We start from the raw sequence: 26,172 nt of genomic DNA on the forward strand, positions 1-26,172 counted from the left end.
GTCAAAGTTATCCTCTGTGGGATAGAGGGGCATGAGATGACTGCCATGGCAGTCAGTGCTCTGGCTTAATATCTAATTAGTGTAAAAAACCACGGTGTTATTTGTAGCCGTAAAATGTATGAACTTTTTGCGCGCACCTACAATGCACTGTTGTTATATACAGCAACTTGTGTAATCTTAATAGCATCTGTTGTTAGTTGAGTTGTTTTGAAACACTTAGCTATCATGTGCTTATCTATAAAGTTGATAGGTTGGCTAATTAGCTCTATTGTAAATAATATATTTAATATCAATTAGTTATTTTTATTGTTTTGGGCTAAATCTAAAAAGGTTACTGATTCGTTATGGTTGTTGAGTTGCTGCTTTACTGACAGGCGTGTTTTAAGACATTAACGATTTAACTTTCTCTAACCCTTATATACATAGAGGTAAACATGGCAATAACCTTAAGCCGTAGCCGGATTTTTGTGTTGTCCGCAGTGATGCTGGCTGCATCTGGTGGTGTATCTCAAGCGGCGGATAGCGTTCGTGTTGGCTCAAAAATTGATACTGAAGGCTCCTTGTTGGGCAATATTATTGTGCAAGTTCTGGATGCCAATGGCATTAAAACCACAAATAAATCACAGTTGGGTGCGACCAAAGTCGTGCGCGGTGCTATCACAGCTGGCGAGATTGATATTTATCCTGAATATACCGGTAATGGGGCCTTTTTCTTCTCAGATGAAAAAGATCCCGCCTGGAGGGATGCCAAAGCGGGTTATGAAAAAGTAAAAGCACTGGATTATGAGAAAAATAAGCTGGTCTGGCTTTCTCCCGCCCCAGCAAATAATACCTGGACGATTGCGGTTCGTCAGGACTTAGCAAAAGCGAATAATTTGAAAACGCTAGATGATTTAGGCCGGTGGATTAACGCCGGTGGAAAATTCAAATTAGCGGCTTCTGCCGAGTTTATTGAACGCCCTGATGCATTACCTGCCTTTCAGCAAGCATATGGTTTTAAATTAAATCAGGATCAATTGTTATCATTGGCGGGCGGTGACACTGCGGTAACAATAAAAGCTGCAGCAGAGCAAACCTCAGGTGTTAATGGTGCTATGGCTTATGGTACTGATGGCCCAGTGGCTGCTTTGGGGCTACAAACGCTGGAAGACACTAAAGGTGTACAGCCTATTTACGCGCCAACCCCGATAATCCGCGAAGCCACTCTTAAGGAATATCCCAACATACCTGATTTACTTAATCCCGTATTTGCCACACTCGACGGCCCAACGTTACAAAAACTGAATGCGCGTATTTCAGTTGAAGGGCAGGATGCGAAAAAAGTCGCAGCCAATTACCTGAAAGAGAAAGGTTTCATTAAAGGATAACGATGGGTAGGGATATCGCTATTACTATCTCTTTTACCTCGGCATTAAATAAGAAAGTAATAGATTATGATGACAAAGCATACTTGCCATGGAGATGGATTTTTATGGCTATAAAAAATAGGGTTTTGCTAGCATTGACTATTCTGTTGGTTTTATCTGCTATAGGACTTTCTTTTATTAGCCATGCGCCTAATCGGTTGATTTCAGGACAGGGAGTCTCCCTATTTTCATTAATAACAGGGCCGGTTTGGTGGAGCTTAGTTCCTATACTGATGTTGTTTGCCTTTGTTTTTTGTAAACAAAATGCGTTGGTGTGTTGGTCTACGGTTTTAGTCGCCGAAACGTTATTTTTTGCTCTGCTATTACTGGCAGGTACAGCAGCAACACAATTTTCTGGCGGCGAAGAAAGCCTCGCGCGCACTTCACTCGACGGCGGATTCTGGCTGATGAGTGGGCTGAGTATATTGATTGCTGTTGATAGCATGTCCCGTGTCATCGTGAATCCAGTTTGGCGCGGTTTGGCTAATATTTTGCTGGCTCTTCCTGTTGTGATATTGCTGGCAACTGGGCAACTTGATCATTTGTCTTTGATGAAAGAGTATATTAATCGGCAAGATGTGTTTGAAGATGCATTATGGCAACACCTGCAGATCCTATTCACAACCTTGATACCCGCTGTCGGTCTGGGCATCCCCCTCGGTATATTTTGTTTTCGCTCTCCTCGTTTTCAAGGCGCTATTTTTTCAACATTGAATATTATTCAAACCATTCCCTCGATTGCCTTGTTTGGTCTGTTAATTGCGCCTTTGGCCGGGTTGGCAGCGGTTATTCCGTGGCTGGCAGAGCACGGCATCAGTGGTATTGGGTTGGCTCCGGCGATTGTCGCATTAGTGCTTTATGCTTTATTACCCTTAGTACGCAATGTGGTTGCTGGGTTAGAGGCTGTACCTGATAGCGTTGTAGAGTCGGCCCGAGGTATGGGGATGACCCGCAGCCAGCTATTTTTTCGGGTACAAGTCCCGATTGCTATGCCACTTATCTTATCGGGTATTCGCATTATTGCGGTACAAACAGTGGGCTTGGCCGTGGTAGCCGCACTGATTGGTGCGGGTGGATTGGGCGCGATTGTATTTCAAGGCCTACTTAGCAGCGCATTGGATTTAGTTCTGTTGGGTGTGATACCTGTGATAATAATGGCGGTAGTCGTTGATTCGCTATTTAAATTCATCGTTATTTTTATGGATACTTCACATCGATGATTCATTTCCATCAAGTAAGTAAATATTTTGCCGGTAAACGAGCAGTAGACAACCTTACGCTACAGATTGCGAAAGGAGAATTTACTGTATTGATTGGGACTTCAGGGTCAGGGAAGTCGACCACACTAAAAATGATTAATCGGCTTATTGAACATGATGAAGGAAAGATTCATTTTGCTGGGGAGGAAATCCGTAACTATAAACCTGAAGATTTACGACGGCGGATGGGTTATGCCATCCAGTCTATTGGTCTGTTCCCTCACTGGACGGTGGAGCGTAATATTGCCACGGTGCCACAATTACTGAAATGGCCTAAAGAGCGTATCCGTCTGCGGGTTACTGAGCTGCTGGAGTTGTTGCACCTGGATCCAGAACAATTCCGGCATCGTTACCCTCATCAACTCTCTGGTGGGCAACAACAGCGGGTCGGTGTCGCGCGAGCTTTAGCGGCAGATCCTGAAGTGCTGTTAATGGATGAGCCATTTGGGGCGCTAGATCCCGTAACGCGCTCGGCATTGCAATTTGAAATCACCCGTATTCATCAATTGTCTGGCCGGACTATCGTGCTGGTTACTCACGATATTGATGAGGCTTTAAGTCTGGCTGATCGCATAGTTTTAATGGATGAGGGAAGGGTGATACAGCAAGGCACGCCCCTTGAAATGCTAACTCAGCCAGCTAATGATTTTGTTCGCGATTTCTTTGGCCGCAGTGATCTGGGTATTAAGTTGTTATCCCTTGGGCTGGCTTCACAACGTGTCCGGCGCGGTGAAACGTTGGTTGGCCCATCAATATTGGGTACAACCAGCCTGCGCGAGGCACTCTCTTTGTTTGTGTCTTGCAAGACCGATAAATTGCTGGTTACCGACGAGAATGGGCAACCATTGGGTGTGCTTTATTTTGCGGATTTAATTGCGGATGCAGCTAAGGGGGGGGAATGAAACCTGCTGCAACCAAAGCCCAACAGATAAAACATACGTCTAGAGTGACATCCGGCCTACTGCACGTTTTAAAAGACCCTCTCTACTGGGCATTGCTATTATTGCTAGGTTTGGTTTTTGGCATGACCTCCTTGCATAACTTATTCTCGGTATTATTTCCTGAACTTGATAGGCCCATTTATGTTCAGGATACATTTTTATCATTGGTAGTTTCCCATGTATTACTGGTGCTAATTTCCAGTATTATCGCCGTTTTTATTGGTGTAAGTGCGGGTATTGCAGTAACGCGTCCGGCCGGGAAAGAGTTTAGATCGGTAGTAGAAACGGTTGTTGCTATGGGGCAGACTTTTCCACCTGTCGCCGTGCTTGCTATCGCCGTACCAGTAATGGGGTTTAGTGAGAAACCGGCCATTATTGCTTTGGTGCTCTACGGTTTATTACCTATTTTACAGGGAACGATCACCGGTATTGAATCTGTATCCCAAGATATCCGTGAAGTGGCACAAGGTGTGGGAATGAGTGCCTGGCAAATTTTATGCCGGGTTGAGTTGCCGTTAGCTGCACCAGTGATTGTTGCGGGTATCCGGACATCGGTCATTATTAATATTGGTACTGCTGCTATTGCTTCCACTGTGGGCACAAAAACCTTGGGTTCTCCAATAATTATTGGGCTAAGTGGTTTTAATACGGCTTATGTTATTCAGGGGGCTGTGGTGGTTGCCTTGCTGGCGATTATTACTGATATGATTTTTACCCGTTGGAATCGGCGATTATCACGTTGGCGAGAATTACAATCCTTCCCTTTAGCTAAGTAATCACAACTGTTACTTTGGATTTATGCTGCTTTTCATAGTAAAACGCTATGAGCTGAGCCATTAGGCTGCCAAAGAGCGTTTGGTTTAAGTTTTAGCCGACTTTCATGCAGAGGTTTTGCTCTTACTTTTTTGTTGCCCCCGCCGCTCATAACTTTTTTGAACGGGTCAGGGGCTGTACCGGTATTTTTGCAGCAGCAGTGTCAGGATAAATGTGTGCTTATGGTGATTCCTGACCATTGTTGGACAAGCCCTCAGGGCCAATATCAGACATTGGGGTAGATTCTGTGGCTGGTGTTTCATATGGCGTGGTTGAACGGGTATAGATATTCAGCCCGGCAAGAAAAACACCGCCTAACGAACTCAGAGCCATTACCGCAATCAGGATAATGAGTGCTTTTTTCAGCATAGTTTTTTTCACTTTTTATCAAAACAGCAAGAATTATAGCCCGTTCATTCAATGAAACAACTATGTTGCATTCTTGCTGTGCAGGTATTAACGAGATTTAAACAGAAATTTCCCCAAAGTGACCAATACTACTGCAGAAACTATGATGGCTAACGCCCACCATTCAGTAGTCGATAAACTTTCACCGGCAAAGCCAATACCCAGTAAAACTGCAACAACCGGATTGACATAGGCATAGCTGGTTGCTACTGCAGGGCGAACATTTTTCAACAAAAACATATAAGCGCTGATAGCGAGCATAGAACCGAAAATTATCAAATACAGTAACGAAAGAATTCCTCCCATAGTCGGCATTTGGTTCAGCTCTTCGCCGCTAATGGTACTGGCTAGCAATAAGACGACCCCGGCAACCAACATTTGGGCTGCGCCAGACATCGCCCCACTAGGCAGAGCCAAACGCGAACTCCAGACTGATCCGAATGCCCAACTGGCTGAAGCTACCAATATCAGCAGTGCTCCCAGTGGATTGCCTAATAAGTTACTGCCGGTGTTGAGTAATATGATACCCACCAACCCGAGAGCAATTCCCGACCATTCCAGTTTAGTGTTACGCATTCCCCATAACATGCTGAAACACAAAGTGAATAGTGGAACAGTTGCCACCATCACAGCTGCAATTCCAGAGGGAACATGCTGGTGTTCTGCAATGGTAACCAGCCCATTACCGATAGCTAATAATAAAATGCCTATGGCACTGGCTCCCATCCATTGCCGTAAAGTTGGCAACGCATGACCACGAATAGCTAAAAAGCTGAATAATAATATGCCAGCAATCAAGTAACGTAATCCGGCCATCATCAAGGGAGGCCAGCTTTCGACCCCAATGCGAATGACCAAATAGGTTGAACCCCAGACGAAATATAAGGTGAAAAGTGAACCGATCAACAACCACAGATTACGACTATTTTGCTTGAGCATAATTATTCAATTGGCAAGGAACAGTAAAATAGGGATGTATCAGTAAACATGAGAATAGTGATCCTTAGCAAAGTTTTTTATCATTTTTTTGCGTTTTAATTTTTCGTCTAAATTTTGCGCTAAAACAGAGGGTTATTCTTGTTGGTGGCAATGATTAGCTTAATGAATAGTGACTAAAACTGCCCTTATTATGAAAGCACAAAAGGTTTTAGACATGATGCATAAAACCAGCAGCACCATTGAGCCAATATTTCGGATTATTAGGCATTACAGTTGGCTTTATTCGCAGAAACTGGGGGCATAGCCATTACTGCATAAAAAGAAAGCCAGGAGTTGTCTCCCGGCAAAGTGATAATTATAAAACTAATAAAATTCACAAATCACGATGAAGCATTTAAACAATGAGGAAAATACCGATACAGCGCTTTTAGAACTGATAAACCAAACCGACAGCAACAACGTTGTCTGTATTCAGTTTTAACTTGTTATCGTCGTTAAGCTGATTGATTTTATAGTCCACATAGGTAGACATATTTTTATTGAAGTAATAGTAAGTGCCAATGTCAATATATTTTACCAAATCAGCATCACCGATCCCTTCAATATCTTTACCTTTTGATTGAATATAAGCCAAAGAAGGTTTCAAACCGAAATCGAACAAGTATTGTGCTACTAACTCAACGTTTTGAGTTTTATTTGCGAATCCACTCACGCTGGTTGACACATTATTAATAACCGCAGTGCCAGAAATTGGGGTCATATTACGCGTCTCGGCATAAGTTGCACCTAAATAGACACCGTTATCATCATATTTCAGGCCAGTCGTCCAGGCATCGGCTTTATCACCTTTACCAAAAGCACTGTTTTTCTGAGCGGTGGTGCGGTTAGATGAAGCATAGGCGGCACCGACACTGACACCGGCACCAATCAAGTAGCTGGAAGATAAACCAAAACCGTCGCCATTCTGTTTGGCTATATCTGCACGGCCATTATTGGTGTCGGATTCGCTGCCATTCTTGCCTTGATATTGCAGGGAGAATTTCAGACCATCAACCAAACCGAAGAAATCTGTGTTGCGATAAGTTGCAACGCCAGTTGTACGGCCAGTCATAAAGTTATCCGTTCTGGTATAGCTGTCATTACCGAATTCCGGCAACATATCAGTCCAGGCGGCGATATCATATAACACACCGTAATTACGGCCGTAATCGATTGAGCCTAATTTCCCATAACGTAAACCTGCAAACGCCAAGCGTGTTTTATTGTCTTTTGTTTCTTGGCTTTCAGCGTAGTTAGCCGCAATGTTATATTCCCATTGACCGTAACCGCTCAATTGGTCAGTGATTTGGGTTACACCTTTAAAACCAAATCGGACGTAAGATTTATCGCCATCGCTTTTATTATTATCAGAGAAGTAACGCAACCCTTTTACTTTTCCATATAAATCGAGTTTATTGCCATCTTTGTTGTAAATTTCTGCTGCATGTGACGTGGTGGCAACTAATAAAGCGGGTATCAAGATTGCCAGAATATTGCGTTTCATATTTTTTGCCCTGTTTATCTTATTTAAAAAGACGCGAGTCGTAGATTTCTTTGCTGTATTCAATATCTGTCTGAATTCGTCCAGCGCAGAATTTTTACCGCATCTGTGTGATATATTTATGACAAATAATAAATAACTGCGATATTCGGTAAATTTCATTTTAAGGTTATTGGCGCCAGCAAGTGTTTTCGGCTATGCCAAGGGTGCTTTCGGGCTGACGGGAGCCTTGTGGTGTGGGACAATAGGGCAACATTCAGTTTAGATAAGATATGCATGGCGTTGTCCCCAGCAGTAAAAACACAAATTAGTCAGTGGTATAAGGCGCTTTCGCAGCAGATCCCAGATTTTATTTCTCGGGCGCCACAGCGCCAGATGATAGCTGAAGTGGCGAAAACCCTGGCCGGTGATGCAGGCCGTCATTTGGCGATTGAGGCACCGACCGGTGTTGGCAAAACGCTGTCTTATCTGATCCCCGGAATTGCGATAAGTCGCGCAGAAAGCAAGCCGTTGGTGGTGAGCACCGCGAATGTGGCACTACAGGATCAGATTTACAGCAAAGATTTACCGCTACTAAAGAAGATTATTCCCGATCTTAAATTCACCGGTGCCTTTGGGCGCGGGCGGTATGTTTGTCCGCGTAATTTGGCGGCGATGTGCACGGATGTCTCTGGGCAAGGGGATTTATCACTGTTTCTCGGCGATGAGCTGGCACCTGCCAATGGTGAGGAACAGGCGACATGTCTGGCGCTGTCTAAGTCGTTGAATAGCCATGTTTGGGACGGGTTGCGAGACCATCATCAGTTATCACTCAGTGATAGTTTATGGGCCAAGTTGAGTACGGATAAAGCCAATTGTCTGGGGCGTAATTGCCATTATTTTCGGGAATGTCCGTTTTTTATTGCCCGCAAAGAGATAGAAACTGCTGATGTGGTGGTCGCCAACCATGCATTGGTAATGGCCGCATTAGAAACTGAATCTGTGCTCCCTAATCCAAAAGATCTGCTGTTGGTATTGGATGAAGGCCATCATTTACCTGATGTGGCGCGCGATGCTTTGGAAATTGAAGGTGAGATCACCGCCGTTTTTGCCAATATGCAATTGGATATGATTGTGCGGCTGGTGGATCAATGTATGGTGCAATATCGGCCTAAAAACCCACCGGGTTTAGCTAATCCAGAGCGCTTGAAAGACCATTGTGAGCAGTTGCGTGAGCTGATGCTGAGTGTCGAACAGCACGTCAGCCAATACTTACCCACTGATGGCAGCCCCGCAGTGCACCGCTTTGAAATGGGGGCGTTGCCGGGCAATTTGACAGAAGATTGCACCAAATTATTCAAGCTGACCGATGCTTTGCGCGGTTTAGCCGAGTTTGTCCTGAATGATTTGAGCGAACAAACAGGTAAGCACGATATTGTGCGGCTACATCGTGCGATTATCCAAATGAGCCGAACTTTGGGCTATCTGGAGGCTATGAGTAAACTGTGGCGGTTGGCGGCATTGGAAAAAGCCTCGAATGCGCCAATTTCCAAATGGATAACCCGTGATTATCGCGAGAACCAAACACATCTTTATTTCCACTGTGTGGGAATACGGGTCAGTGATCAGTTGGATAAAATGCTGTGGCGCAAAGTCCCCCATGTGATTGTGACATCAGCCACCTTGCGCTCCCTTAATAGTTTTGCTCGCTTACAAGAACTCAGTGGATTGAGTGAAAAAGCCGGTGACAGGTTTGAATCATTATCATCGCCGTTTAATCATATCGAGCAAGGAAAGTTGATTATTCCCAAGATGCGCCATGAGCCGACTATGGCACATGAAGCCGAGCATCTGGCTGAAATGGCACAGTTTTTCCGCGCGCAACAGGCCAGCGGGCGGCATAAAGGTATGCTAATTTTGTTTAGCAGCCATCGGGCGATGCAAACTTTCCTCAGCCATGTTACGGATCTGCGTTTGATGCTGTTGGTTCAAGGGGATCAACCGCGCTATCGGTTGGTCGAGGAGCATCGCAAGCGGGTGAGTAAAGGGACGGCCAGTGTTTTGATTGGCTTGCAATCTTTTGCCGAAGGGCTGGATTTGAAAGGCGAATTGCTGACCCAAGTACATATCCACAAAATTTCGTTTCCACCTATCGACAGCCCGGTGATCCTGACTGAAGGTGAATGGCTGAAATCATTAAAGCGCTATCCATTTGAAGTTCAAAGTTTACCAAGTGCTTCATTTAACTTGATTCAGCAGGTTGGGCGGTTGATCCGCAGTAATCAATGTCATGGTGAAATTGTTATTTATGACCGGCGTTTATTAACCAAAGGTTATGGTTCGAGGTTGTTGGCTGCCTTGCCGGTGTTCCCAATTGAGCAACCGGAAATGCCAGAGGGCGTGATTATTCCTGCCGCAGTTGCCAAAACACCGGCTAAGTCAGGGGCGAAGAAAGGGCGGCGGAAACGGGCTACTTTATAATGGTATTTGGGTGATAATTCATACCTTTAATTCCCCCGAAATAACGAATAATCGATAAAAATAACTGTTTAATCTGTAATCTTTCCCAATGGGGATAAATCCAGTGACTAAGCTTAAATAAGCCGCTGGTGAGCTGAACCTAACAAGTCAAGCCTGGCAGTACCGCCGGTGTAATTTGCTGGTTATTAGTTAGCGGCAACGTTGACTGTTATCGACATCTTTAGCGGGCGGGGTGAGGCAGTATGAAACAGCTAATGGCAGAGTTTATCGGCACTTTTTGGCTGGTGTTAGGCGGGTGTGGCAGTGCGGTGTTGGCGGCCATGTACCCGGTGGCAGGGATTGGTTTTCTCGGTGTGGCGTTGGCTTTCGGGCTAACTGTGGTCACGATGGCTTATGCATTGGGGCATATCTCTGGTGCGCATTTTAACCCCGCAGTTTCTCTTGGTTTATGGGTGGGGGGGCGTTTTTCCGGTGCACAATTGATTCCGTATATTGCGGCTCAGGTACTTGGCGGATTAGCCGGGGCGGCGATTTTGTACTTAATCGCCAGTGGTAAAGCCGGTTTTGACGTGAGTGCCGGGTTCGCCAGTAATGGTTTTGGTGTGCATTCTCCAGGGGGATATAGCTTACAAGCAGTATTAGTTGCAGAAGTGGTTTTAACTATGGGATTCGTGATGGTTATTATGGGGGCGACGGATAAAAATGCATACCCGGCAGCCGCCCCACTGGCTATTGGGCTGTGTCTAACGCTAATTCACTTAATCAGTATTCCGGTGGACAATACGTCGGTCAATCCTGCGCGCAGTACCGGGGTGGCTATTTTTGCTGGCGGTATTGCCTTGCAGCAATTATGGGTATTCTGGCTGGCCCCGTTGGTCGGGGGGGCATTAGGCGGCGCTATCTACCGCATCTTGTTTAGCCCGCCGGAAGAAGTAAAACCTCAAGAGTGATAGACAGGGCGCTGCTGCGATTCATACTCAGCAGCGCCCTGTTTCCCCGCCAGCATCTTTCTCCGCGACTTATTTATTCGTCAATTTGGTTCTTTTTCCCTATTGTTGTCCATCATCAGATGGTGGCTGTTATTCATCCACAGCCCCGATGGAGTGGCTCTCAACTGACTTTTTCATTTGCCGCGATGCCAATTTTTCGGGCATAGCTATCACTATCAATGATAAAGTTTAAGAAATATTCAGCCTGATTTATCTTTACCGAATTCGGACAGGGGAAATACCGCACCATGGATTACAGCAAAATTATTAAAGAGATTGGCCGTGGTAAAAATCATGCCCGTGATTTGAGCCAGGAGACCGCCTATGAACTGTATAAAGCCATGCTCGCGGGGCAAGTACCGGCGCTGGAGTTGGGCGGCATCCTGATTGCGTTTCGTATTAAAGGTGAATCTGAGCAGGAAATTCTGGGTTTTTATCAGGCAATGCAAGAACAAATTATGCCCTTGCGCGCGCCGCAGGGCCGCCCCATGCCGGTAGTTATTCCCAGCTACAATGGGGCTCGCAAGCAAGCTAACCTCACGCCATTATTAGCATTGTTGCTTGCACGCCTTGGTTTGCCGGTGGTGGTGCACGGTGTAACAGAAGATAGCAGCCGGGTAACCAGCGCCGAGATTTTCCAACAGCTCAATATCCCTTGGTCACTCAATTCGGCAGAGGCGCAACAGCGCCTGAATAATGGATTGCCGGTATTTATTCCAGTATCGGCATTATCTGCTCAATTAGAGGGGCAATTGCAGCAACGCTGGCGTATGGGAGTGAGAAATAGCAGCCATACACTGGCAAAGCTGGCAACTCCCTTTATTGATGACCACGCATTGCGTCTGGCCAGCGTTTCTCATCCTGAATATATGCAAAAAGTGGGCGGTTTCTTCCAGGCGATCCATGCTCCGGCGCTATTGCAGCAAGGCACGGAAGGAGAGGTTTATGCCAATCCATTACGCTGCCCACCAATTCACTATATTAATGGTGGTGAGCAGAAAATCTTGTTGGATCGCCCAACAGAGCCCGCGGAGCTTAATTTGCCAGCATCAAAAGATGCCGCCATCACCGCCGCCTGGATTGAAGGTTGCCTGGCAGGCGAACTGCCTATCCCCGAGTCTATCCAAAAACAACTGGCATGTTGTTTGGTTGCGGTCGGGCAGGCGGATACTGTCGAACAAGCCCTGCAACAGATAAAAATCGCCTGATTTTGTGCTATCTGACAGTGCTAGACTGAGAAAAGGTTATAACTTTTCTTACTCGAATATTGCTGAAAAGGAACATTATGCAACAGGCTTTGAACTACTTGACTGCTCTGAACAAGGATTATCTGGCTGTCCATCAAGCCAAAGAAGATCTTTTCTGGCAGAACTACATGGGGTTGGGTAGTGATGATGTTACGCAGCAATTTTCCGCAGCAGAAACGGCTTATAAACGTTTTATCGCCCAAAGTCATCGATTAAAAGAGCTGCGCGACCTGATTAATACCTTGGAAAATCAACCTGCTACCACGGAACATGATGCATTGGTACATGGTTTACAGGGCTGGTATCGTTTTTTTGATTGTAATGCGATTGAAGATCCCAACACTCAAGTTTTGCTTGATGAAATTATTGCTGCTGAATCAGATCTTTATCAGCGGCGTAAAGCCTTTACTCTGACACATTTAAATGCGGCCGGTGAGCGGGTTCCTGCTTCGCTGGGCGAGCTGTTGACCAACCAAAGCACTAATGAAAATGCAGAGTGTCGCCACAGTTCGCATCTGGCATTGCGCGAGCTGGAGCAATGGTTGTTACACAATGGATTGCCGGAATTAATTAATTTACGTAATCGATTTGCCCGAAAAATGGGTTACCGCAATTACTTTGATTACAAAGTGAATAAAACCGAGCGGATGACGCCCGAACAGCTGTTCGCTATTTTAGACAGTTTCGAAGAACAGACCCGAGTGGCTAATCAACGCAGTTTACAGCAATTAGTCACAGAAAAAGGCCCAGAAGCTCTGGAGCCCTGGAATATTCGCTATGCCAGTAGTGGGGATGTTACCCGCCAATTAGATCCTTATTTCCCTTTTGCCGAATCACTTGATCGCTGGGTTAATAGCTTTAAACGGCTACATATTGGTTTTCGCGGCGCGCAGATGAATTTAGACTTGCTGGTGCGGCCAGGAAAATATGAAAATGGTTTTATGCACGGCCCCGTCCCGGCTTTTATTGACCAAGGGAAATGGATACCGGCGCGGATAAACTTCACTAGTTTGGCTAAACCAGACCAGGTTGGGAGTGGGGCTTCGGGGTTAAATACGTTATTTCATGAAGGTGGTCATGCCGCGCATTTTGCCAACATTGTCCAGAATTCGCCTTGTTTCTCTCAGGAATTTCCACCTACATCAATGGCTTATGCCGAAACACAATCTATGTTTTGCGATAGCCTGCTTGATGATGCCGACTGGCTAAAGCGCTATGCTAAAAATAACCAAGGTGCGGCTGTTCCTGATACTTTGATTCAAGAAAGTATTCAGGCGCGGCAACCGATGCGGGCATTTAATGAGCGGCACATATTATTAGTCCCCTATTTTGAATGGCAGCTTTATCAATGGGATGACGAGCAACGCACGCCACAGGCTATTACTCAATTGGCCAGAGATATTGAGCTAAAAATTCTGGGAGTCAGTGGTAGCCCGCGGCCAACATTGGCCATTCCTCATTTACTGTCGATGGAGTCAGCCTGTTCTTATCAGGGCTATTTACTGGCACTGATGGCGGTTGAGCAGACGCGCGCCTTCTTCCTCAATCGTGATGGTTACTTGACCGATAACCCAGCAATTGGCCCGGATTTGGCACAACATTATTGGCGACCCGGCAACAGCGTCAGCCATGATGAGACACTGCGCAGCCTGACAGGAGAAGGTTTCAATCCTGATTATCTGGCAAAAGTCTGTAATCAAACCGTGGATGAAGCTTGGCGTGAGGCTCAGCAAAAAATTGAACAGGCCGCTATACGCCCGCAACTGCCAGCTGATTTCGACTTAAATGTTACTCTGCGAATAGTAGATGGAAATAAATTGCTGGCTGACAATCAGCAGGGTGATGAGGCGATGTGCCGCGCATTTGCCAGGGCAATAAACGCGCTGCTTGAATAAGTGTGAGTTTGGTATTTTGTCAGCAAAAAAAGCCCATCAAGCACTGATTAACACAGTACTGATGGGCTTTTTCTTTTGCAGCAGTGATGCGGGCAGTATAGCGATGTGAATACCGCTAACACTGCTGTAAATGCAAGGATAACAAGCCGATTAGTTATAAATAACCGCAGTGCCATGCATCAAGTTATTCCCAGTTGCTGAGGTGATGGTGAAGGCTTTAGCACCCGCAGCATCTGCTTTTTCGGCCAGTTGCGCTTTCAAGCTGCTCAGGTCAGTTACCCCGCTGACAGAGACCACGCCAACTTGTTCTAATTTTGCGGCGTCTTGGCTGTTAACGTATTCTGCGGCAAAGCTACCGAAAGACAGTGTAGAGAGGGCAATAACTGCAACGAAATTTTTGATGTTTTTCATGATGTATTCCTATTCGGTTTTAAGGTTGAAAGGGTGTTTCCTTTCGATAAGACCCATAGTACGCCATTGTTGAAACTTTAAAACCGGATAGAACTGAGCTAGTAATTCAAAATATTTGAACGATTATTTCCGGGGCTGAGTCCCCTCTGGTCGCTGTAAGTCAAAGCGTAAATCATCAGAGACCTGGTAATAAGCAGTAGGGCCGCCACCACGTAAAATGGGTTGTGCCGCCATCGCTTGATAAATTCCCTCTGCATTTATTAATTCATTACTAATATGTACTGCAATTACTTCGCCTAGCACTAGCCAGTTATCAATAGTTGCTCCGTCAGCATTTGTTAGCTGGATGCATTGCGTCAGTTTACATTCAAAATTTACCGGGCTTTCTGCCACACAATCGACATCGACACGACGGCCCGCTCTGGGGGTTAAACCCGCAAACAGGAATTCATCGTGCTCCGGTGGCAGGGTAGCTGAACTGTTATTCATGGCCATCGCTAATGGGCGAGTTGCCAAATTCCAGACAAATTCGCCAGTCTCGGAGATATTAGCGACGCTATCCTTCCAGCCACTGCTGGAAAAACCAATAATAGGTGGGCGGTCACTAAAGCAATTAAAGAAACTATAAGGTGCGAGATTACGTTGGCCTGCACTATTTACAGAAGATATCCACCCGATAGGGCGTGGGCCAATAATTGATTTCAGAGGATCATGAGCCAGACCATGGCCCGCAGCGGGTTCGTAGTAATAATAATTTTCAGTACTCATACATTCCTACCATTGCACTATGGTTAGATGAGGCCAGAACGCGCTATTCCGTCAGCTATTCTGGCTAAAAATAAATGGGCTAGCGGCGAGCAGTCTCTTTAGCCACTCGCCCGCTGAAGGCTAATTTATGCTATCTTACGCGCCAGAAAATGCCTACCAGAGAGTCAGTACGATGGAAAACAAAAAAGTATTCCCGAAAGAAAAAAGTGGATTGCACCCTAGAAACCGTCATCGCTCGCGTTATGATTTTGATGCTCTTTCAGTGAGTTGCCCTGAATTAATCCCTTTCTTGGCACCGACCGCCTACGGTGATATTTCTATCGATTTTGCTGATCCTTTGGCAGTGAAAATGTTGAACAAGGCATTGTTAAAACATTTTTATGGCATCGAATATTGGGATATTCCCGCTGACTTCCTCTGCCCACCTATTCCCGGGCGTGCGGATTATGTGCACCATTTGGCCGATTTATTAGCTAGTTGCAATGGTGGCGTTATCCCGCAGGGAAAAAATATAGCGGTGCTGGATATTGGTGTTGGTGCTAACTGTATATACCCGATTATTGGTCAGCGCGAATACGGCTGGCGTTTCACCGGAACAGACATTGACTCGCAAGCACTCAGCGCGGCGAAAATGGTTGTCTCCATGAACCCCACTCTGAAAAATACGTTGCGATTGAAACAGCAAAAAGATCCTCAAGCTATATTTGAGGGTATTCTGGCGGTGAATGAACGCTACGATGCCACATTATGTAATCCTCCGTTTCATGGTTCCGCCGAAGAAGCCGCAGCCACTACCCGCCGCAAGCTACATAAGCTGGGTAAAGGTGAAGTTGCCGCTAAGCCGGTGCAAAATTTTGGTGGCAAAAACAGTGAGTTGTGGTGCGATGGGGGTGAAGAGGGTTTTGTCAGCCGCATGGTGGCGGAAAGCGCAACCAAGGCACAAAACTGTTTCTGGTTTACGGCTTTGATTTCCAAGAAGACCACATTACCGGCAATATACCATGCTCTGCGTTATGCCAATGCAGTTGAAGTTCGCACCATTGATATGGCGCAAGGTCAAAAAGTGAGCCGTTTTGTCGCCTGGACATTCCTCACACCAGAACAGCAGGCTGCCTGGGTGGCTGAACGCTGGTAATTTTTCTGATTGTTATTTTGAGCAGTATTTGATCAAATACAGATTAAATACTGCTATTCACATCATTTCCTACTGTTACAATCAAATAACCTTTATTTTTGTATTGTTTTTTCCAATGTTACATTCTATTAAATGCTGATTTTTTAAAAAAATAATTTATAAAGCACTATTTTTTTGTTACTCAAAGACCTTACTGTCAATTATTGTACTTTGGTCTACTATTATTAGATAAATATTATCTCAGTATTATTTTCAACAAAAGATATTTTTATATTACTTGGTGCCCATTGCTTTCTATTTAATTAATTCATCGTTACGGGTGAACAGCAAAACACAAAAGCAGTATTTTTTATTGTTGCCTTTGTATTTTAGCGTATGTAAAAAAATACTAATAATCTTATTCCCAATTTTCCTTTCCTTCAAAGGACTCGCACATATGAAATTAAACCTCTGGCCCTCTCAGGCACTCTGGCGTTCAGAAATGGCGGCCATAGACAACGCCGTCCCAATGATTATGTTCAAGCCCGACGGGACGGTAGTACAAGCTAATAAACTGTTTTTACAAGCAATGGGTTACGAATCTGAGGAGGTGACAGGCAAACATCACAGCCTATTTTGCAGTCCACAATATGTCGCTACCGAGGCTTATCGCAAGCACTGGCAGCGGCTAAATGCCGGGCGTGCGATAACGGATAATATTAAACGAGTCCGTAAAGATGGCAGCATAATTTGGTTGCAAGGCACCTATACGCCAGTATTTGATAAGTATGGCAAGGTAATCGAAATTATTAAAATTGCCAGTGATGTTACTGAGCGTATTTTACAATCTCAGGAACACCAAAGTTTGTTGAACGCACTCAATCGTTCAATGGGTCTTATTACATTTACTCCGCAAGGGATTATTTTGGATGCTAATGACAATTTACTTAATTTAATTGGTTATTCACTGGCAGATATTCAGAATAAATCCCATCAAATACTCTGTACGCCCGAATTTTCCCAATCTGACGAATATCGACAACATTGGCAGCGGTTAGCCAGGGGAGAGTTTATTATTGGCCGGTTTGAGCGAGTTAATCGCCGTGGCGAGCGGGTATGGTTGGAGGCCAGCTATAACCCCATTATAGATGATGATGGCAAGGTGTTGAAAGTGGTTAAAATTGCACAAGACATCACCCAACTCATGCTGCAGCAAGAGCATGAGGAAAACCTTTTCCGGAATGTTCATGATTTATCTTTAAATACCGACCGCTCAGCATCGCAAGGAGCCGCTATTGTTCAACAAGCGGTTCGTGGCATGCAAGAAGTTGAATTAATCGCCCGCGAGACCTCTGACGTGGTCAGTAATTTGGGGCGTTGTTCGCAGGAAATTGGCACTATCGTTGAGGCCATCCGCAAAATATCATCGCAAACTAACCTATTGGCGATTAATGCTTCAATTGAAGCGGCTCATGCTGGCGAGCATGGTAGAGGTTTTTCTGTGGTAGCCAGTGAAGTTCGGTTATTGGCAGAGCAATCGCGTAAAGCAGCGATTGAAATTGAGCAAATGACCAAAACTATTCAAAGTGGTGTGACCGCCGCAATCAAAGGGATGGGGACTTGTGTCCAGCAGGCGGGCGGTGGCGTAACACTCACTCAAGATGCCGGTGACGTTATTAATCAGGTCAATATTGGTATGCAAGATGTGGTGAAATTGATGGCTGAATTTGCTCAAGCAAAAAATCAGCAGGTATTAATGTGAGTAAATCGCTGAAATGATGTTTTATGCTACATTTTTATAAAGCCATCAGGCGGTTATCAATACAGATATCCGCCTGATGAATTTTAAGTGCTATCAGGAAACGTGCTGCAAGAATTCCCGTAACCGGTCGCTTGGTGGATTTGAAATTAAGGTGTCAGGGTCACCATCTTGCGCCACTCGGCCTTTATCAATAAAGATCAGGCGCGACGCCACTTTTTGCGCGAAGCCAACTTCATGGGTCACGATAACCATGGTCATGCCTTCCTCGGCTAAATCTTTCATTACCGTCAAGACTTCATGGCGCAATTCTGGATCCAGTGCAGATGTTGGCTCATCAAACAACATTAGCTTAGGTTTTACCGCCAATGCACGGGCGATAGCTACACGCTGCTGCTGACCACCAGAAAGTTCTGCCGGATAATGATGTGCGCGCTCTTCCAGACCCACTTTCGTTAATAAGTCCATTGCGAGTTTATTGGCTGCTTCCTTCGATGCCCCACGCACTCGAATTGGGCCAAAAGCCACGTTTTCCAGTGCAGTGAGATGTGGAAACAGATAAAACTGCTGGAACACCATGCCCGCTTCCTGGCGGATCAGGCGTTCATCGACTTTCGGGTCATTAACATCCAGGCCATCGACAATCAGTTGACCACTGGTAATCACTTCCAGCTTATTGATACAACGCAGCAGGGTAGATTTACCCGAGCCGGAAGGGCCAATAATAACCACCACTTCTCCCTTGGTGATATTCAGATTGATGTCGTGGAGCACCTGGGTTTTACCAAAGTGTTTGGAGACGTTTTTGAATTCAATCATATTATTTTCAGTTTTCTTTCTAACCGGCGCAGAACGAAGCTCAGAGCTAAGGTGATAATCAGGTAGATAACCGCAACTGCACTCCATATTTCCATGGCGCGGAAGTTACCGGCAATAATTTCCTGACCTTGACGAGTCAGTTCGGCTACGCCAATCACGATAAACAGTGAGGTGTCTTTGATGCTAACAATCCATTGGTTACCTAATGGTGGCAACATGCGGCGCAGGGCCAATGGCGCAATCACGTAACGTAAGGTATCGCGTTTGGATAAACCCAGTGCCAGACCTGCTTCACGGAACCCATTATGAATTGAGAGCACCGCACCGCGAGTGATTTCCGCGATATAAGCACCGGAGTTAATCATGATGGTCACGACAGCGGCTGAGAAGGGGTCGATGCGCATCGGCATCATCATCGGCAAGGCAAAATAGATAAACATCACCTGCACCACAATTGGCGTGCCACGGATCAACTCAATAAACACTAATGCAATATTTCTACTTAGCCAACCGCCATAGGCGCGGGCAAAACCTGCTGTAACCCCAATAATCAGGCCGCCAAGCAACCCTAGAACCGAAATCCATAGGGTTAACTTGGCGCCTTCAAGCAGGATTGGGATGGCGGGCCAAATAGCGCTCCATTCAAACTGCATGGATAATCTCCTGGTCTAAAAACGGCAAAAATTAATTACTTAGGTTCTACACCGAACCATTTTTTATAAATTGCAGCATAAGTGCCGTCTTCTTTCAGGGATTTCAGGGCTGCGTTAACTTTTTCGCGCAGGTCACTGCCTTGCGGGAATGCAACACCGTATTGCTGAGCTTTAATGGAGTCGCCAACGGCTTTGAACTGACCATTGCCGGCTGTTTTGATGAAGTACAGGATGTTTGGTGTGTCATGCAAAACCGCATCAGCACGGCCAGTACCTAACTCCAGATAGGCGTTGTCGATATTTGGGAATTGGCGCAGGTCTTTGGTTTTGATGTTAGCTTTAGCATAATCAACTGAGCCAGTGCCGCTTTTCACTGCCAGCACTTTGCCAGCCAGGTCAGCTTCGCCTTTGATGTCATTATTATCAGCTTTTACCATGACCAGCAGGCCGCTGTTGTAATAGCCATCAGAGAAATCAACCGCTTTTTTACGTTCGTCGGTGATAGTGATGCCAGCTAATGCCAGGTCAACGTTTTTAGTTTGCAGCGCAGGAATGATGCCACTGAAATCCATTGGTTTCAGGGTGTATTTCAGATCCAGTTTCTTCGCGATGGCATCCCATAAATCGATATCGAATCCGACATATTTATCCCCTTGTTTGAACTCAAAAGGAACGAAAGCGGTATCTGTAGCAACAATCAGTTCTTTTTCTGCGGCGTGGGAGCTAACGGCAAAGGCCAGCGCAAGTGCGGCCAATGAAACTTTGACAAGTGACTTCATAAGTGGGAGTTCCTTTGTGCTTTTGTGGATATACCCTGTGTTCTTGATATTGCAGTCAATTTGCAGTGCCAATAGCGAGGGGCATGAAGATCCATTTTTATATATCAGAGTGCAATATGAAAAGATCGTGCCAGAAATGCAAGCTATTTAAAAACAAGGATTTTATTTAAATCAATTTGCAAACAAATACTTAGCTGGCACTAACTGCACCGAAATGACTCACCAAAAAGGTGCGCGAATATCATTTTGGTGCAATTAGTCTATTGTTTACTTATTATTAACTTGTTAGTCAATAACAAACAATAGACAATCAACACTAATGTAACAATATTGTTAACTGCATCGGATTTTTGTTTGAAAAGAGTGCAGAAGGGGCTATCTGAGTTGACTATCTTTACTGCCACGGCGGTTATACCCAGCATGCGTTGCCAGATGTTTATCTAATTCCTGCTGGCAGGCCAGACAAGTTTTTACACCCGCCAGCGCGTTGCGACGTGCTTCGGGAATGATTTTTCCGCACTCCAGACAATATATCTCACTGACACCTGTGCCAAGAGCTTGCCGAGCACGTTGGACTGCGTCTTCCAGAGTGGAGTCAATTTGATCTTGTACTGCGCCGTCTCCGGCCCATCCACTTGCCATATGACCTCCGGGAACAGAGCCGGAGAACCGGCCCTGTCTATTCGTCATAGTTCAATAAGCAGCGTTTTGGCTGTTATCACTCAATCCAAGTTATTGAATTGATTTAGTTACCAGTTAAATGCAACAGGAAATCTATTGGCTAAACTGTGTTAATTACTCAAGATTAGCTTCGATAAACCACAGGAATTTATCCAGGTCACGCGATGCGGCAGTGAACATATCTGCGCTGGCTTCATCATCGACTTCGGTTATTGCTTTACGCAGGAAATTCGCAACCACCCCGTAGCGATCTCCTAACTCTTTCAAGTGTTCTTGCACACTATGAATATGGGTTGGATAGCTCTTCAATGGGGTTTTCTCAGTAACCAGCTGCGTAGTACCGAGCGCAACCCCACCTAATTGTACGGCGCGTTCTGCAAAGGTATCTAAGTGATCATTAATAGCGGTGCGGAAGCCATCTAGCATTTCATGGACCGCGATAAAGTTAGCACCGCGCATATTCCAGTGAGCTTGTTTGGTGATAAGTGACAGATCGATAAACTGAATAACCAGTTGGTTTAATAGCTTTATTGTAAGCGCTTTAGTATGTTCATCAACATCATTACGTGTGTAGATCAGTTCGGAAGATTTTGCTTTTACCAGTTTTGCTGTACTCATAATAGGTATCCCTTTATTGAGTTGATTGCTAATTTCTTCACCGCAATAAGTATAACAAAGATATTTAATTTTGCAGGTTAGAAAATACCTATTAATTAAATAGGTTATTGCAGGTGATGTTTATAAATGTAATTTATTATTTCCTAATGAAATTAATGTTTTTTATTTGTTTTTGCTAATTGATAATAACTATCACTGTGATTTATATGTTTTTTTATTTAAATATTCTTAATGTTATATTTAAGGGGGGCTTTATGTTGCAGAAAAATAATGCCGAGTCATTATTTTAACCGGCATTATCTGGGGGCTACTGTGGTGCTCGGGCCACAATAAATAGCCGCGGAAATGCCAGTACGCGCCGGCCATCAATTTGTGGCGGATATGCTTCTTCAATAATTTTTAAATAATCTTGTAGAAAATTCAATCTGATAGCGCCAGAGAGTGGCTCAAGGAATGGCCGTAAACCTGTTGCGCGCAGCCAGTCGACTATGGCTTGTGCTGAGGGCATTGGGTGGTAATAAGTTGTGCGCCAAATATCGACTTGTTCAGCGAGAGGCGCTAACAAATCATAATACTGATTTGCAGTGAGGACTTTTGCCCGTACCGCTCCAGCTTCTGCTAGCGTTTGTTGCCACGGGCCATTCTCAGCGACTGCCTGCATCGCTCTATGACTAGGTTCCGCCAGATTATCGGGCATTTGAACAGCAAGAACGCCATTGGGGGCGAGTTTAGCAAATAAGCTTGGGAAGAGTTGCTGGTGGTCAGTTAGCCACTGGAGTGATGCATTGGCATAAATAAGATCTTGCGGCTCAGAAGGTTGCCACTGATGGATATCTGCTTCGAGGAACTCGCAGTCAGGTAGGCGCTGCTGCGCACTGAGTAACATGGCTCTCGAATTATCAACCCCGACCAACTGAGCATGGGGAAATCGCTGGCGCAGCAATTGAGTGGAATTACCCGGCCCACAGCCTAAATCACTGATACGCTGTGGTGTTGCAATAGCAATATGTGTCAGTAGGTCATTAGCAGGGCGGGTACGTTCGGCTTCAAATTGGCGGTATAAATCAGGATCCCAGTCTTGCATGCATGGCCTCCGGCGGAAAAAAACGGAATAATATAGCTGAGTAACTGCCGCTCTCTTTCCTGCAAAATTAATGAATAAATTGTTTCATGACTCACTGAATAATATCCTCAAGTTCAGTGAGATGCTGCACCCAGTATAGTCGGATTTTATTTAAGCATCAGGACAGCGGCCATAATGTCGGTCACTGCATTTTTTTGCCGTCTGTGAAATAACAGGATTGGCGTTGATAAATTGAAGCAAGCTTGAGGAATATACCGGGCTATTAGGGTTGATAAGGTTCCAGCGCGCGATGCATAACATAGGCATCCACATAACCGAGTTGGCTATGGTTAAATGCTTTTGGCAGGGTAGCTATGATGGTAAAACCTAATTTTTGCCACAGTGCAATGGCCAAAGTATTGGTGCTGACCACAAAGTTAAATTGCATTGCCCGGTAACCAAAACATGTCGCCTGTTCAATACAATGCAGCCCAAGTGCTTTCCCTATCCCCAGACCACGAGCTTGGCTATCAACCATAAATGATGCATTTGCCACATGCGAGCCGAGGCCGCGTTGGTTATCGATTAACTTATACATACCGACAATCCGTTGCTGATGTAGCGCGACAAAGCAGCGAACGCCGACACCAAACCAGTAGTCATAGGCATCTTGCTCAGGTGTGTCTGGAGTGAACACGTAAGTATCACCACCGCGGATCACCGCTTGGAATAATGGCCAGATCTCGGCAAAGTCTTCGCGGGTCGCAACTCTGATTTCCATTTAGGGTTCCTTTCAAGCCACAGTATCAATTTTGGGTTTAGGTCTAATGGTGAGAGTCGCCCCGATAGAGGCAATAATAATGGATACCAGCGCCAGCCATTGAATTAATGTCAGATGTTCATTTAAGAATATCAGCCCAGAAATTGCTGCCAATGCGGGTTCTAAACTCATCAATGTTCCGAAAGTTCGCGTGGGAAGACGAGTCAGAGCCACCATCTCAAGAGAGTAGGGTAATGCAGTAGACAAAATGGCAACCGCCAAAGCAACGGGTAAAATAGCCGGGTCAAATAGCGCCAAACCATTATAAGCTACACCAATTGGGCAGAAAACCAGCGCGGCAATCAGCGAGCCAATTGCTACCGTGCCCGGCCCATGGTCTCCTCCGGCTTTTTGGCCTGAAACAATATAAATAGCCCAGCAGACCCCAGCACCCAGTGCACAAGCGGCCCCAAATAAATCAATGCTGCCGATATTATTTCCCAGCGGTAATAGGAACCATAGCCCCAAAACGGCCAATCCGACCCAGATAAAATCTACCGGGCGGCGTGAAGAGAGCATGGCTAATGCCAAGGGGCCGGTAAACTCCAGGGCGACGGCAATACCTAATGGCACGGTTTTTAATGACAGATAAAACAGAAAATTCATTCCACCCAATGTCACCCCATAAATAAGCAGAGGTAAACGACTGCCTGCTGCAAATCGCATCCGCCAGGGTTTAAAAATAATAAACAATATTAACGTGCCAATGCCAAGGCGCAGTGAGGTTATTCCTTGGGCACCGACCAGCGGGAATAGGCTTTTTGCTAGTGAAGCGCCACTTTGTATGGAGATCATGGCGATCACGAGTAAGAAAATGGGTAATAGCGGAAGTGAATGTTTGGATGAAGGAGACAAAGACATCCTGTAGCGCCTCAAATAAAGTATTGGATGACAATCTTCGCCAGTGTAAATGAAATGTCAGTGAAGTGTATGAAAATCACCAAAGGTGGAGGTGAAGAAGCGAAAAAATAATTATTTTTTCTGAGGTGCTGTTTTTTAACGCTATTTATGTCGCTAATTTAAGCACTAAAACTAAGAATAATCCGGAATGGCTTTTAGTGATGGGTGTCACGAAATAGAGTAATATAGCGGAAAATCGTAAGCGTATTAGTAGGATAGAAGATGCTTGAAATTACTTGTTACACCAAATAAATGGTTAGACAATCATTATCAGGCAGAGTTTCTAACTGTTTATTGTTATAATTTCATGGTGTTTTTTGCTTTACCTAAAAATTTGCGTTTTTCGAGGTGGTTATGAATAAAATTACATGTCTTTCAGCTGTAGCAGCTTGTGTATTAGCAGTGACTGCAGGTTCAGCTTTTGCAGGTCAAAGCACCGTTTCTGGTGGTTATGCCCAGAGCGATTACCAAGGTGTAGCTAACAAATCTTCAGGTTTCAACCTGAAATACCGTTACGAGTGGAGTGATTCTCAACTGGGTTACATCACTTCTTTCACTCATACTGAAAAAAGCAGCTTCGGTGACAGCGCGTCTGTTTACAACAAAGCACAATACAACGCAATCACTGCGGGCCCTGCTTATCGTATCAATGATTGGGCTAGCGTTTATGGCCTGGTCGGTGTGGGTTATGGCCGTTTCAGCCAGAACTTCCCAGCTTCTGCTGGCGACAAAAATAACACCAACGATTACGGTTTCACTTACGGCGCGGGTATGCAGTTTAACCCAATGCAAAATGTTGCCTTGGACGTTTCTTACGAACAGAGCCGCATCCGTAACGTAGATGTTGGCACTTGGGTTGCTGGCGTTGGTTACACTTTCTAAGCAACAGCTTAGCAAAATCAGCAATCACCTTTAATAGTGACATGCTGTGCTTAATAGAATCCGCCCTCGGGCGGATTTTTTTGTTTATAAACTTTGGGTTTAAACAAGACACCAGAATTATTGGTTTAGAGTCTGGCACTGTCAGCCTGTGAGGAAAGACTAAAAATTATCTAACCGCATTTGCAGCATCTGTAATTAAATCAATGATCTGTTGCGGGTGTGAGATATGAGAGGCATGGCTGGAGGGCAGTTCAATCACTTTCTGCGCCTGAATTCGTTCGGCAAATTCGCGTTGCGTTTCAACTGGCAACATTCTGTCTTCTGTCGAAATCTGATACCAACAAGGTTTCACCCGCCAAGCTGGCTGAGATGATTTATCTGTAAAAGCGCGCGCCGCCAAGGGTTTTTGCACTACAGCCATGACTAACGCCTCATTTTCATCGATATCCTGACAGAGATTTTCATGAAACTTCTCAGTGTCGAACCACAGAAAATTATTATCATCTGGGCGAATATAAGCGGCACCAGCAGCTTTACGTAATGCAAAAATACTCGATAAGCTTTCACCAGAATCAGGTGCAAAGGCGGCGAGATAAACCATCCCAACAACATTCTGTAAGTGCCCGACCTGAGTAATTACCATGCCACCATAGGAATGACCGACCAACAATGTTGGGCCATATAATGTAGTTGTCAGTTTAATGGTGTTTTCAACATCATCTGCTAGTGATGTCAGCGGGTTCTGTACAGCAATAACTCGATGCCCCAAAGCATGTAGGGAGGGAATAATATGCCGCCATTGAGAGCCATCAGCCCAAGCACCGTGTACTAATACAATATTAAGTTTTGCTGCCATATTTCCCCCAGAACGGGTATCAAGCCGTGCATAGTATCTGTCTACTAAAACGATATTATTGACTAATAACAACTTCTACTCATTTACCATGCTTGATGATAAATTTTTAATTAAAACAGTATGTTGTTAAATTTAAATAAACTTTTATTCGA

General features: G+C 45.1%; 25 protein-coding genes and 1 pseudogene. 11 read left to right on the plus strand and 15 right to left on the minus strand.

The features are described 5' to 3' along the window. Window positions 1-434: 434 nt before the first annotated feature. From osmF to YROHD0001_RS14595, 4 genes are all read left to right on the plus strand, one after another. Complete coding sequence (gene osmF, locus YROHD0001_RS14610) at window positions 435-1,367, plus strand: glycine betaine ABC transporter substrate-binding protein OsmF (protein ID WP_004713433.1); 933 nt, start codon at window positions 435-437, stop codon at window positions 1,365-1,367. Window positions 1,368-1,471: 104 nt separating this feature from the next. Continuing rightward, window positions 1,472-2,626, plus strand: a complete 1,155-nt coding sequence (locus tag YROHD0001_RS14605) for an ABC transporter permease (protein ID WP_032816188.1) — start codon at window positions 1,472-1,474, stop codon at window positions 2,624-2,626. Next, the gene (locus YROHD0001_RS14600; protein WP_032816098.1) at window positions 2,623-3,567 is read left to right on the plus strand and encodes an ABC transporter ATP-binding protein; all 945 of its coding nucleotides are present in this window, start codon (window positions 2,623-2,625) and stop codon (window positions 3,565-3,567) included. The genes YROHD0001_RS14605 and YROHD0001_RS14600 overlap by 4 nt, the downstream gene beginning before the upstream one ends. Continuing rightward, complete coding sequence (locus YROHD0001_RS14595; RefSeq protein ID WP_042542341.1) at window positions 3,564-4,382, plus strand: ABC transporter permease; 819 nt, start codon at window positions 3,564-3,566, stop codon at window positions 4,380-4,382. The genes YROHD0001_RS14600 and YROHD0001_RS14595 overlap by 4 nt, the downstream gene beginning before the upstream one ends. A 217-nt stretch (window positions 4,383-4,599) precedes the next feature. Here YROHD0001_RS14595 and YROHD0001_RS14590 read toward each other — a convergent pair whose 3' ends face one another. From YROHD0001_RS14590 to ompF2, 3 genes are all read right to left on the minus strand, one after another. Further along, entirely contained in the window at window positions 4,600-4,788 is a 189-nt protein-coding gene (locus YROHD0001_RS14590) for a hypothetical protein (RefSeq protein WP_032816100.1), read from the minus strand. 87 nt (window positions 4,789-4,875) lie between these two features. After that, complete coding sequence (yedA, locus tag YROHD0001_RS14585) at window positions 4,876-5,766, minus strand: drug/metabolite exporter YedA (protein ID WP_004713439.1); 891 nt, start codon at window positions 5,764-5,766, stop codon at window positions 4,876-4,878. A gap of 427 nt (window positions 5,767-6,193) precedes the next feature. Continuing rightward, window positions 6,194-7,309 (minus strand): porin OmpF2, encoded by a 1,116-nt coding sequence (gene ompF2, locus YROHD0001_RS14580; RefSeq protein WP_004713441.1) that lies wholly within the window; start codon window positions 7,307-7,309, stop codon window positions 6,194-6,196. A 273-nt stretch (window positions 7,310-7,582) separates the two neighbouring features. Between ompF2 and dinG the strand changes: the two genes are divergently transcribed. The 4 genes from dinG to YROHD0001_RS14560 all read left to right on the plus strand — a co-directional run bounded on the left by dinG (window position 7,583) and on the right by YROHD0001_RS14560 (window position 13,897). Next, complete coding sequence (gene dinG, locus YROHD0001_RS14575) at window positions 7,583-9,766, plus strand: ATP-dependent DNA helicase DinG (protein WP_004713442.1); 2,184 nt, start codon at window positions 7,583-7,585, stop codon at window positions 9,764-9,766. A gap of 242 nt (window positions 9,767-10,008) precedes the next feature. Next, the gene (gene aqpZ, locus YROHD0001_RS14570) at window positions 10,009-10,716 is read left to right on the plus strand and encodes an aquaporin Z (RefSeq protein WP_004713443.1); all 708 of its coding nucleotides are present in this window, start codon (window positions 10,009-10,011) and stop codon (window positions 10,714-10,716) included. Window positions 10,717-11,003: 287 nt separating this feature from the next. Next, a complete protein-coding gene (gene ybiB, locus YROHD0001_RS14565; protein WP_004713444.1) occupies window positions 11,004-11,963 on the plus strand; it encodes a DNA-binding protein YbiB in 960 nt (319 codons plus the stop codon). 77 nt (window positions 11,964-12,040) lie between these two features. After that, window positions 12,041-13,897 (plus strand): M3 family metallopeptidase, encoded by a 1,857-nt coding sequence (locus YROHD0001_RS14560; protein WP_004713446.1) that lies wholly within the window; start codon window positions 12,041-12,043, stop codon window positions 13,895-13,897. Window positions 13,898-13,916: 19 nt separating this feature from the next. On the opposite strand, the pseudogene YROHD0001_RS20925 reads toward YROHD0001_RS14560, so the two are convergent. From YROHD0001_RS20925 to YROHD0001_RS14550, 3 genes and pseudogenes are all read right to left on the minus strand, one after another. Further along, window positions 13,917-13,988 (minus strand): annotated as a pseudogene (locus YROHD0001_RS20925) (zinc-finger domain-containing protein); the annotation flags it as partial. Window positions 13,989-14,047: 59 nt separating this feature from the next. Continuing rightward, the gene (gene bhsA, locus YROHD0001_RS14555; protein ID WP_004713447.1) at window positions 14,048-14,308 is read right to left on the minus strand and encodes a multiple stress resistance protein BhsA; all 261 of its coding nucleotides are present in this window, start codon (window positions 14,306-14,308) and stop codon (window positions 14,048-14,050) included. A gap of 123 nt (window positions 14,309-14,431) precedes the next feature. Further along, window positions 14,432-15,076 carry a flavin reductase family protein gene (locus YROHD0001_RS14550; RefSeq protein WP_004713448.1) on the minus strand — a complete coding sequence of 215 codons (645 nt, stop codon included), beginning with the start codon at window positions 15,074-15,076 and terminating at the stop codon, window positions 14,432-14,434. Window positions 15,077-15,248: 172 nt separating this feature from the next. Between YROHD0001_RS14550 and rlmF the strand changes: the two genes are divergently transcribed. Beyond that, the gene (rlmF, locus tag YROHD0001_RS14545) at window positions 15,249-16,211 is read left to right on the plus strand and encodes a 23S rRNA (adenine(1618)-N(6))-methyltransferase RlmF (RefSeq protein WP_167335094.1); all 963 of its coding nucleotides are present in this window, start codon (window positions 15,249-15,251) and stop codon (window positions 16,209-16,211) included. A 436-nt stretch (window positions 16,212-16,647) separates the two neighbouring features. Continuing rightward, on the plus strand, window positions 16,648-17,952 hold the full coding sequence (locus tag YROHD0001_RS14540; RefSeq protein ID WP_004713450.1) for a methyl-accepting chemotaxis protein: 1,305 nt from the start codon (window positions 16,648-16,650) through the stop codon (window positions 17,950-17,952). A 93-nt stretch (window positions 17,953-18,045) separates the two neighbouring features. On the opposite strand, the gene glnQ is transcribed toward YROHD0001_RS14540, so the two are convergent. From glnQ to rhtA, 8 genes are all read right to left on the minus strand, one after another. Then, window positions 18,046-18,768: a glutamine ABC transporter ATP-binding protein GlnQ gene (glnQ, locus tag YROHD0001_RS14535; protein ID WP_032816102.1), complete on the minus strand. Its 723-nt coding sequence runs from the start codon at window positions 18,766-18,768 to the stop codon at window positions 18,046-18,048. Then, entirely contained in the window at window positions 18,765-19,421 is a 657-nt protein-coding gene (glnP, locus tag YROHD0001_RS14530; protein WP_004713452.1) for a glutamine ABC transporter permease GlnP, read from the minus strand. Before glnP ends, glnQ begins: the two co-directional genes overlap by 4 nt. Window positions 19,422-19,456: 35 nt before the next feature. After that, a complete protein-coding gene (gene glnH / locus YROHD0001_RS14525; RefSeq protein ID WP_004713453.1) occupies window positions 19,457-20,200 on the minus strand; it encodes a glutamine ABC transporter substrate-binding protein GlnH in 744 nt (247 codons plus the stop codon). Window positions 20,201-20,575: 375 nt separating this feature from the next. Further along, window positions 20,576-20,842, minus strand: a complete 267-nt coding sequence (locus YROHD0001_RS14520) for a DksA/TraR family C4-type zinc finger protein (protein ID WP_004713455.1) — start codon at window positions 20,840-20,842, stop codon at window positions 20,576-20,578. 153 nt (window positions 20,843-20,995) lie between these two features. Beyond that, window positions 20,996-21,499: a DNA starvation/stationary phase protection protein Dps gene (dps, locus tag YROHD0001_RS14515; RefSeq protein ID WP_004713457.1), complete on the minus strand. Its 504-nt coding sequence runs from the start codon at window positions 21,497-21,499 to the stop codon at window positions 20,996-20,998. A 307-nt stretch (window positions 21,500-21,806) separates the two neighbouring features. Beyond that, window positions 21,807-22,583, minus strand: coding sequence for a trans-aconitate 2-methyltransferase (tam, locus tag YROHD0001_RS14510; RefSeq protein ID WP_004713458.1), 777 nt, complete (start codon window positions 22,581-22,583; stop codon window positions 21,807-21,809). 262 nt (window positions 22,584-22,845) lie between these two features. Continuing rightward, on the minus strand, window positions 22,846-23,343 hold the full coding sequence (locus YROHD0001_RS14505; RefSeq protein WP_004713460.1) for a GNAT family N-acetyltransferase: 498 nt from the start codon (window positions 23,341-23,343) through the stop codon (window positions 22,846-22,848). A gap of 12 nt (window positions 23,344-23,355) precedes the next feature. Further along, the gene (rhtA, locus tag YROHD0001_RS14500; RefSeq protein WP_032816104.1) at window positions 23,356-24,243 is read right to left on the minus strand and encodes a threonine/homoserine exporter RhtA; all 888 of its coding nucleotides are present in this window, start codon (window positions 24,241-24,243) and stop codon (window positions 23,356-23,358) included. 393 nt (window positions 24,244-24,636) lie between these two features. Here rhtA and ompX point away from each other — a divergent pair, with 393 nt between their 5' ends. Beyond that, window positions 24,637-25,164, plus strand: coding sequence for an outer membrane protein OmpX (gene ompX / locus YROHD0001_RS14495; RefSeq protein ID WP_004713463.1), 528 nt, complete (start codon window positions 24,637-24,639; stop codon window positions 25,162-25,164). A gap of 166 nt (window positions 25,165-25,330) precedes the next feature. Here the strand turns inward: ompX and YROHD0001_RS14490 are convergent, their stop codons facing one another. Beyond that, the gene (locus YROHD0001_RS14490; RefSeq protein WP_032816106.1) at window positions 25,331-26,020 is read right to left on the minus strand and encodes an alpha/beta hydrolase; all 690 of its coding nucleotides are present in this window, start codon (window positions 26,018-26,020) and stop codon (window positions 25,331-25,333) included. Window positions 26,021-26,172 lie beyond the last annotated feature (152 nt).

The sequence above is a fragment of the Yersinia rohdei ATCC 43380 genome (genome assembly GCF_000173775.1).
Lineage (GTDB): Bacteria > Pseudomonadota > Gammaproteobacteria > Enterobacterales > Enterobacteriaceae > Yersinia > Yersinia rohdei.

What these genes read in the sequence shown, in the direction of transcription:
- osmF (WP_004713433.1), top strand. Translation starts at nt 435, where the DNA reads ATGGCAATAACCTTAAGCCGTAGCCGGATTTTTGTGTTGTCCGCAGTG.
- YROHD0001_RS14605 (WP_032816188.1), top strand. Translation starts at nt 1,472, where the DNA reads ATGGCTATAAAAAATAGGGTTTTGCTAGCATTGACTATTCTGTTGGTT.
- YROHD0001_RS14600 (WP_032816098.1), top strand. Translation starts at nt 2,623, where the DNA reads ATGATTCATTTCCATCAAGTAAGTAAATATTTTGCCGGTAAACGAGCA.
- YROHD0001_RS14595 (WP_042542341.1), top strand. Translation starts at nt 3,564, where the DNA reads ATGAAACCTGCTGCAACCAAAGCCCAACAGATAAAACATACGTCTAGA.
- YROHD0001_RS14590 (WP_032816100.1), bottom strand. Translation starts at nt 4,788, where the DNA reads ATGCTGAAAAAAGCACTCATTATCCTGATTGCGGTAATGGCTCTGAGT.
- yedA (WP_004713439.1), bottom strand. Translation starts at nt 5,766, where the DNA reads ATGCTCAAGCAAAATAGTCGTAATCTGTGGTTGTTGATCGGTTCACTT.
- ompF2 (WP_004713441.1), bottom strand. Translation starts at nt 7,309, where the DNA reads ATGAAACGCAATATTCTGGCAATCTTGATACCCGCTTTATTAGTTGCC.
- dinG (WP_004713442.1), top strand. Translation starts at nt 7,583, where the DNA reads ATGGCGTTGTCCCCAGCAGTAAAAACACAAATTAGTCAGTGGTATAAG.
- aqpZ (WP_004713443.1), top strand. Translation starts at nt 10,009, where the DNA reads ATGAAACAGCTAATGGCAGAGTTTATCGGCACTTTTTGGCTGGTGTTA.
- ybiB (WP_004713444.1), top strand. Translation starts at nt 11,004, where the DNA reads ATGGATTACAGCAAAATTATTAAAGAGATTGGCCGTGGTAAAAATCAT.
- YROHD0001_RS14560 (WP_004713446.1), top strand. Translation starts at nt 12,041, where the DNA reads ATGCAACAGGCTTTGAACTACTTGACTGCTCTGAACAAGGATTATCTG.
- bhsA (WP_004713447.1), bottom strand. Translation starts at nt 14,308, where the DNA reads ATGAAAAACATCAAAAATTTCGTTGCAGTTATTGCCCTCTCTACACTG.
- YROHD0001_RS14550 (WP_004713448.1), bottom strand. Translation starts at nt 15,076, where the DNA reads ATGAGTACTGAAAATTATTATTACTACGAACCCGCTGCGGGCCATGGT.
- rlmF (WP_167335094.1), top strand. Translation starts at nt 15,249, where the DNA reads ATGGAAAACAAAAAAGTATTCCCGAAAGAAAAAAGTGGATTGCACCCT.
- YROHD0001_RS14540 (WP_004713450.1), top strand. Translation starts at nt 16,648, where the DNA reads ATGAAATTAAACCTCTGGCCCTCTCAGGCACTCTGGCGTTCAGAAATG.
- glnQ (WP_032816102.1), bottom strand. Translation starts at nt 18,768, where the DNA reads ATGATTGAATTCAAAAACGTCTCCAAACACTTTGGTAAAACCCAGGTG.
- glnP (WP_004713452.1), bottom strand. Translation starts at nt 19,421, where the DNA reads ATGCAGTTTGAATGGAGCGCTATTTGGCCCGCCATCCCAATCCTGCTT.
- glnH (WP_004713453.1), bottom strand. Translation starts at nt 20,200, where the DNA reads ATGAAGTCACTTGTCAAAGTTTCATTGGCCGCACTTGCGCTGGCCTTT.
- YROHD0001_RS14520 (WP_004713455.1), bottom strand. Translation starts at nt 20,842, where the DNA reads ATGGCAAGTGGATGGGCCGGAGACGGCGCAGTACAAGATCAAATTGAC.
- dps (WP_004713457.1), bottom strand. Translation starts at nt 21,499, where the DNA reads ATGAGTACAGCAAAACTGGTAAAAGCAAAATCTTCCGAACTGATCTAC.
- tam (WP_004713458.1), bottom strand. Translation starts at nt 22,583, where the DNA reads ATGCAAGACTGGGATCCTGATTTATACCGCCAATTTGAAGCCGAACGT.
- YROHD0001_RS14505 (WP_004713460.1), bottom strand. Translation starts at nt 23,343, where the DNA reads ATGGAAATCAGAGTTGCGACCCGCGAAGACTTTGCCGAGATCTGGCCA.
- rhtA (WP_032816104.1), bottom strand. Translation starts at nt 24,243, where the DNA reads ATGTCTTTGTCTCCTTCATCCAAACATTCACTTCCGCTATTACCCATT.
- ompX (WP_004713463.1), top strand. Translation starts at nt 24,637, where the DNA reads ATGAATAAAATTACATGTCTTTCAGCTGTAGCAGCTTGTGTATTAGCA.
- YROHD0001_RS14490 (WP_032816106.1), bottom strand. Translation starts at nt 26,020, where the DNA reads ATGGCAGCAAAACTTAATATTGTATTAGTACACGGTGCTTGGGCTGAT.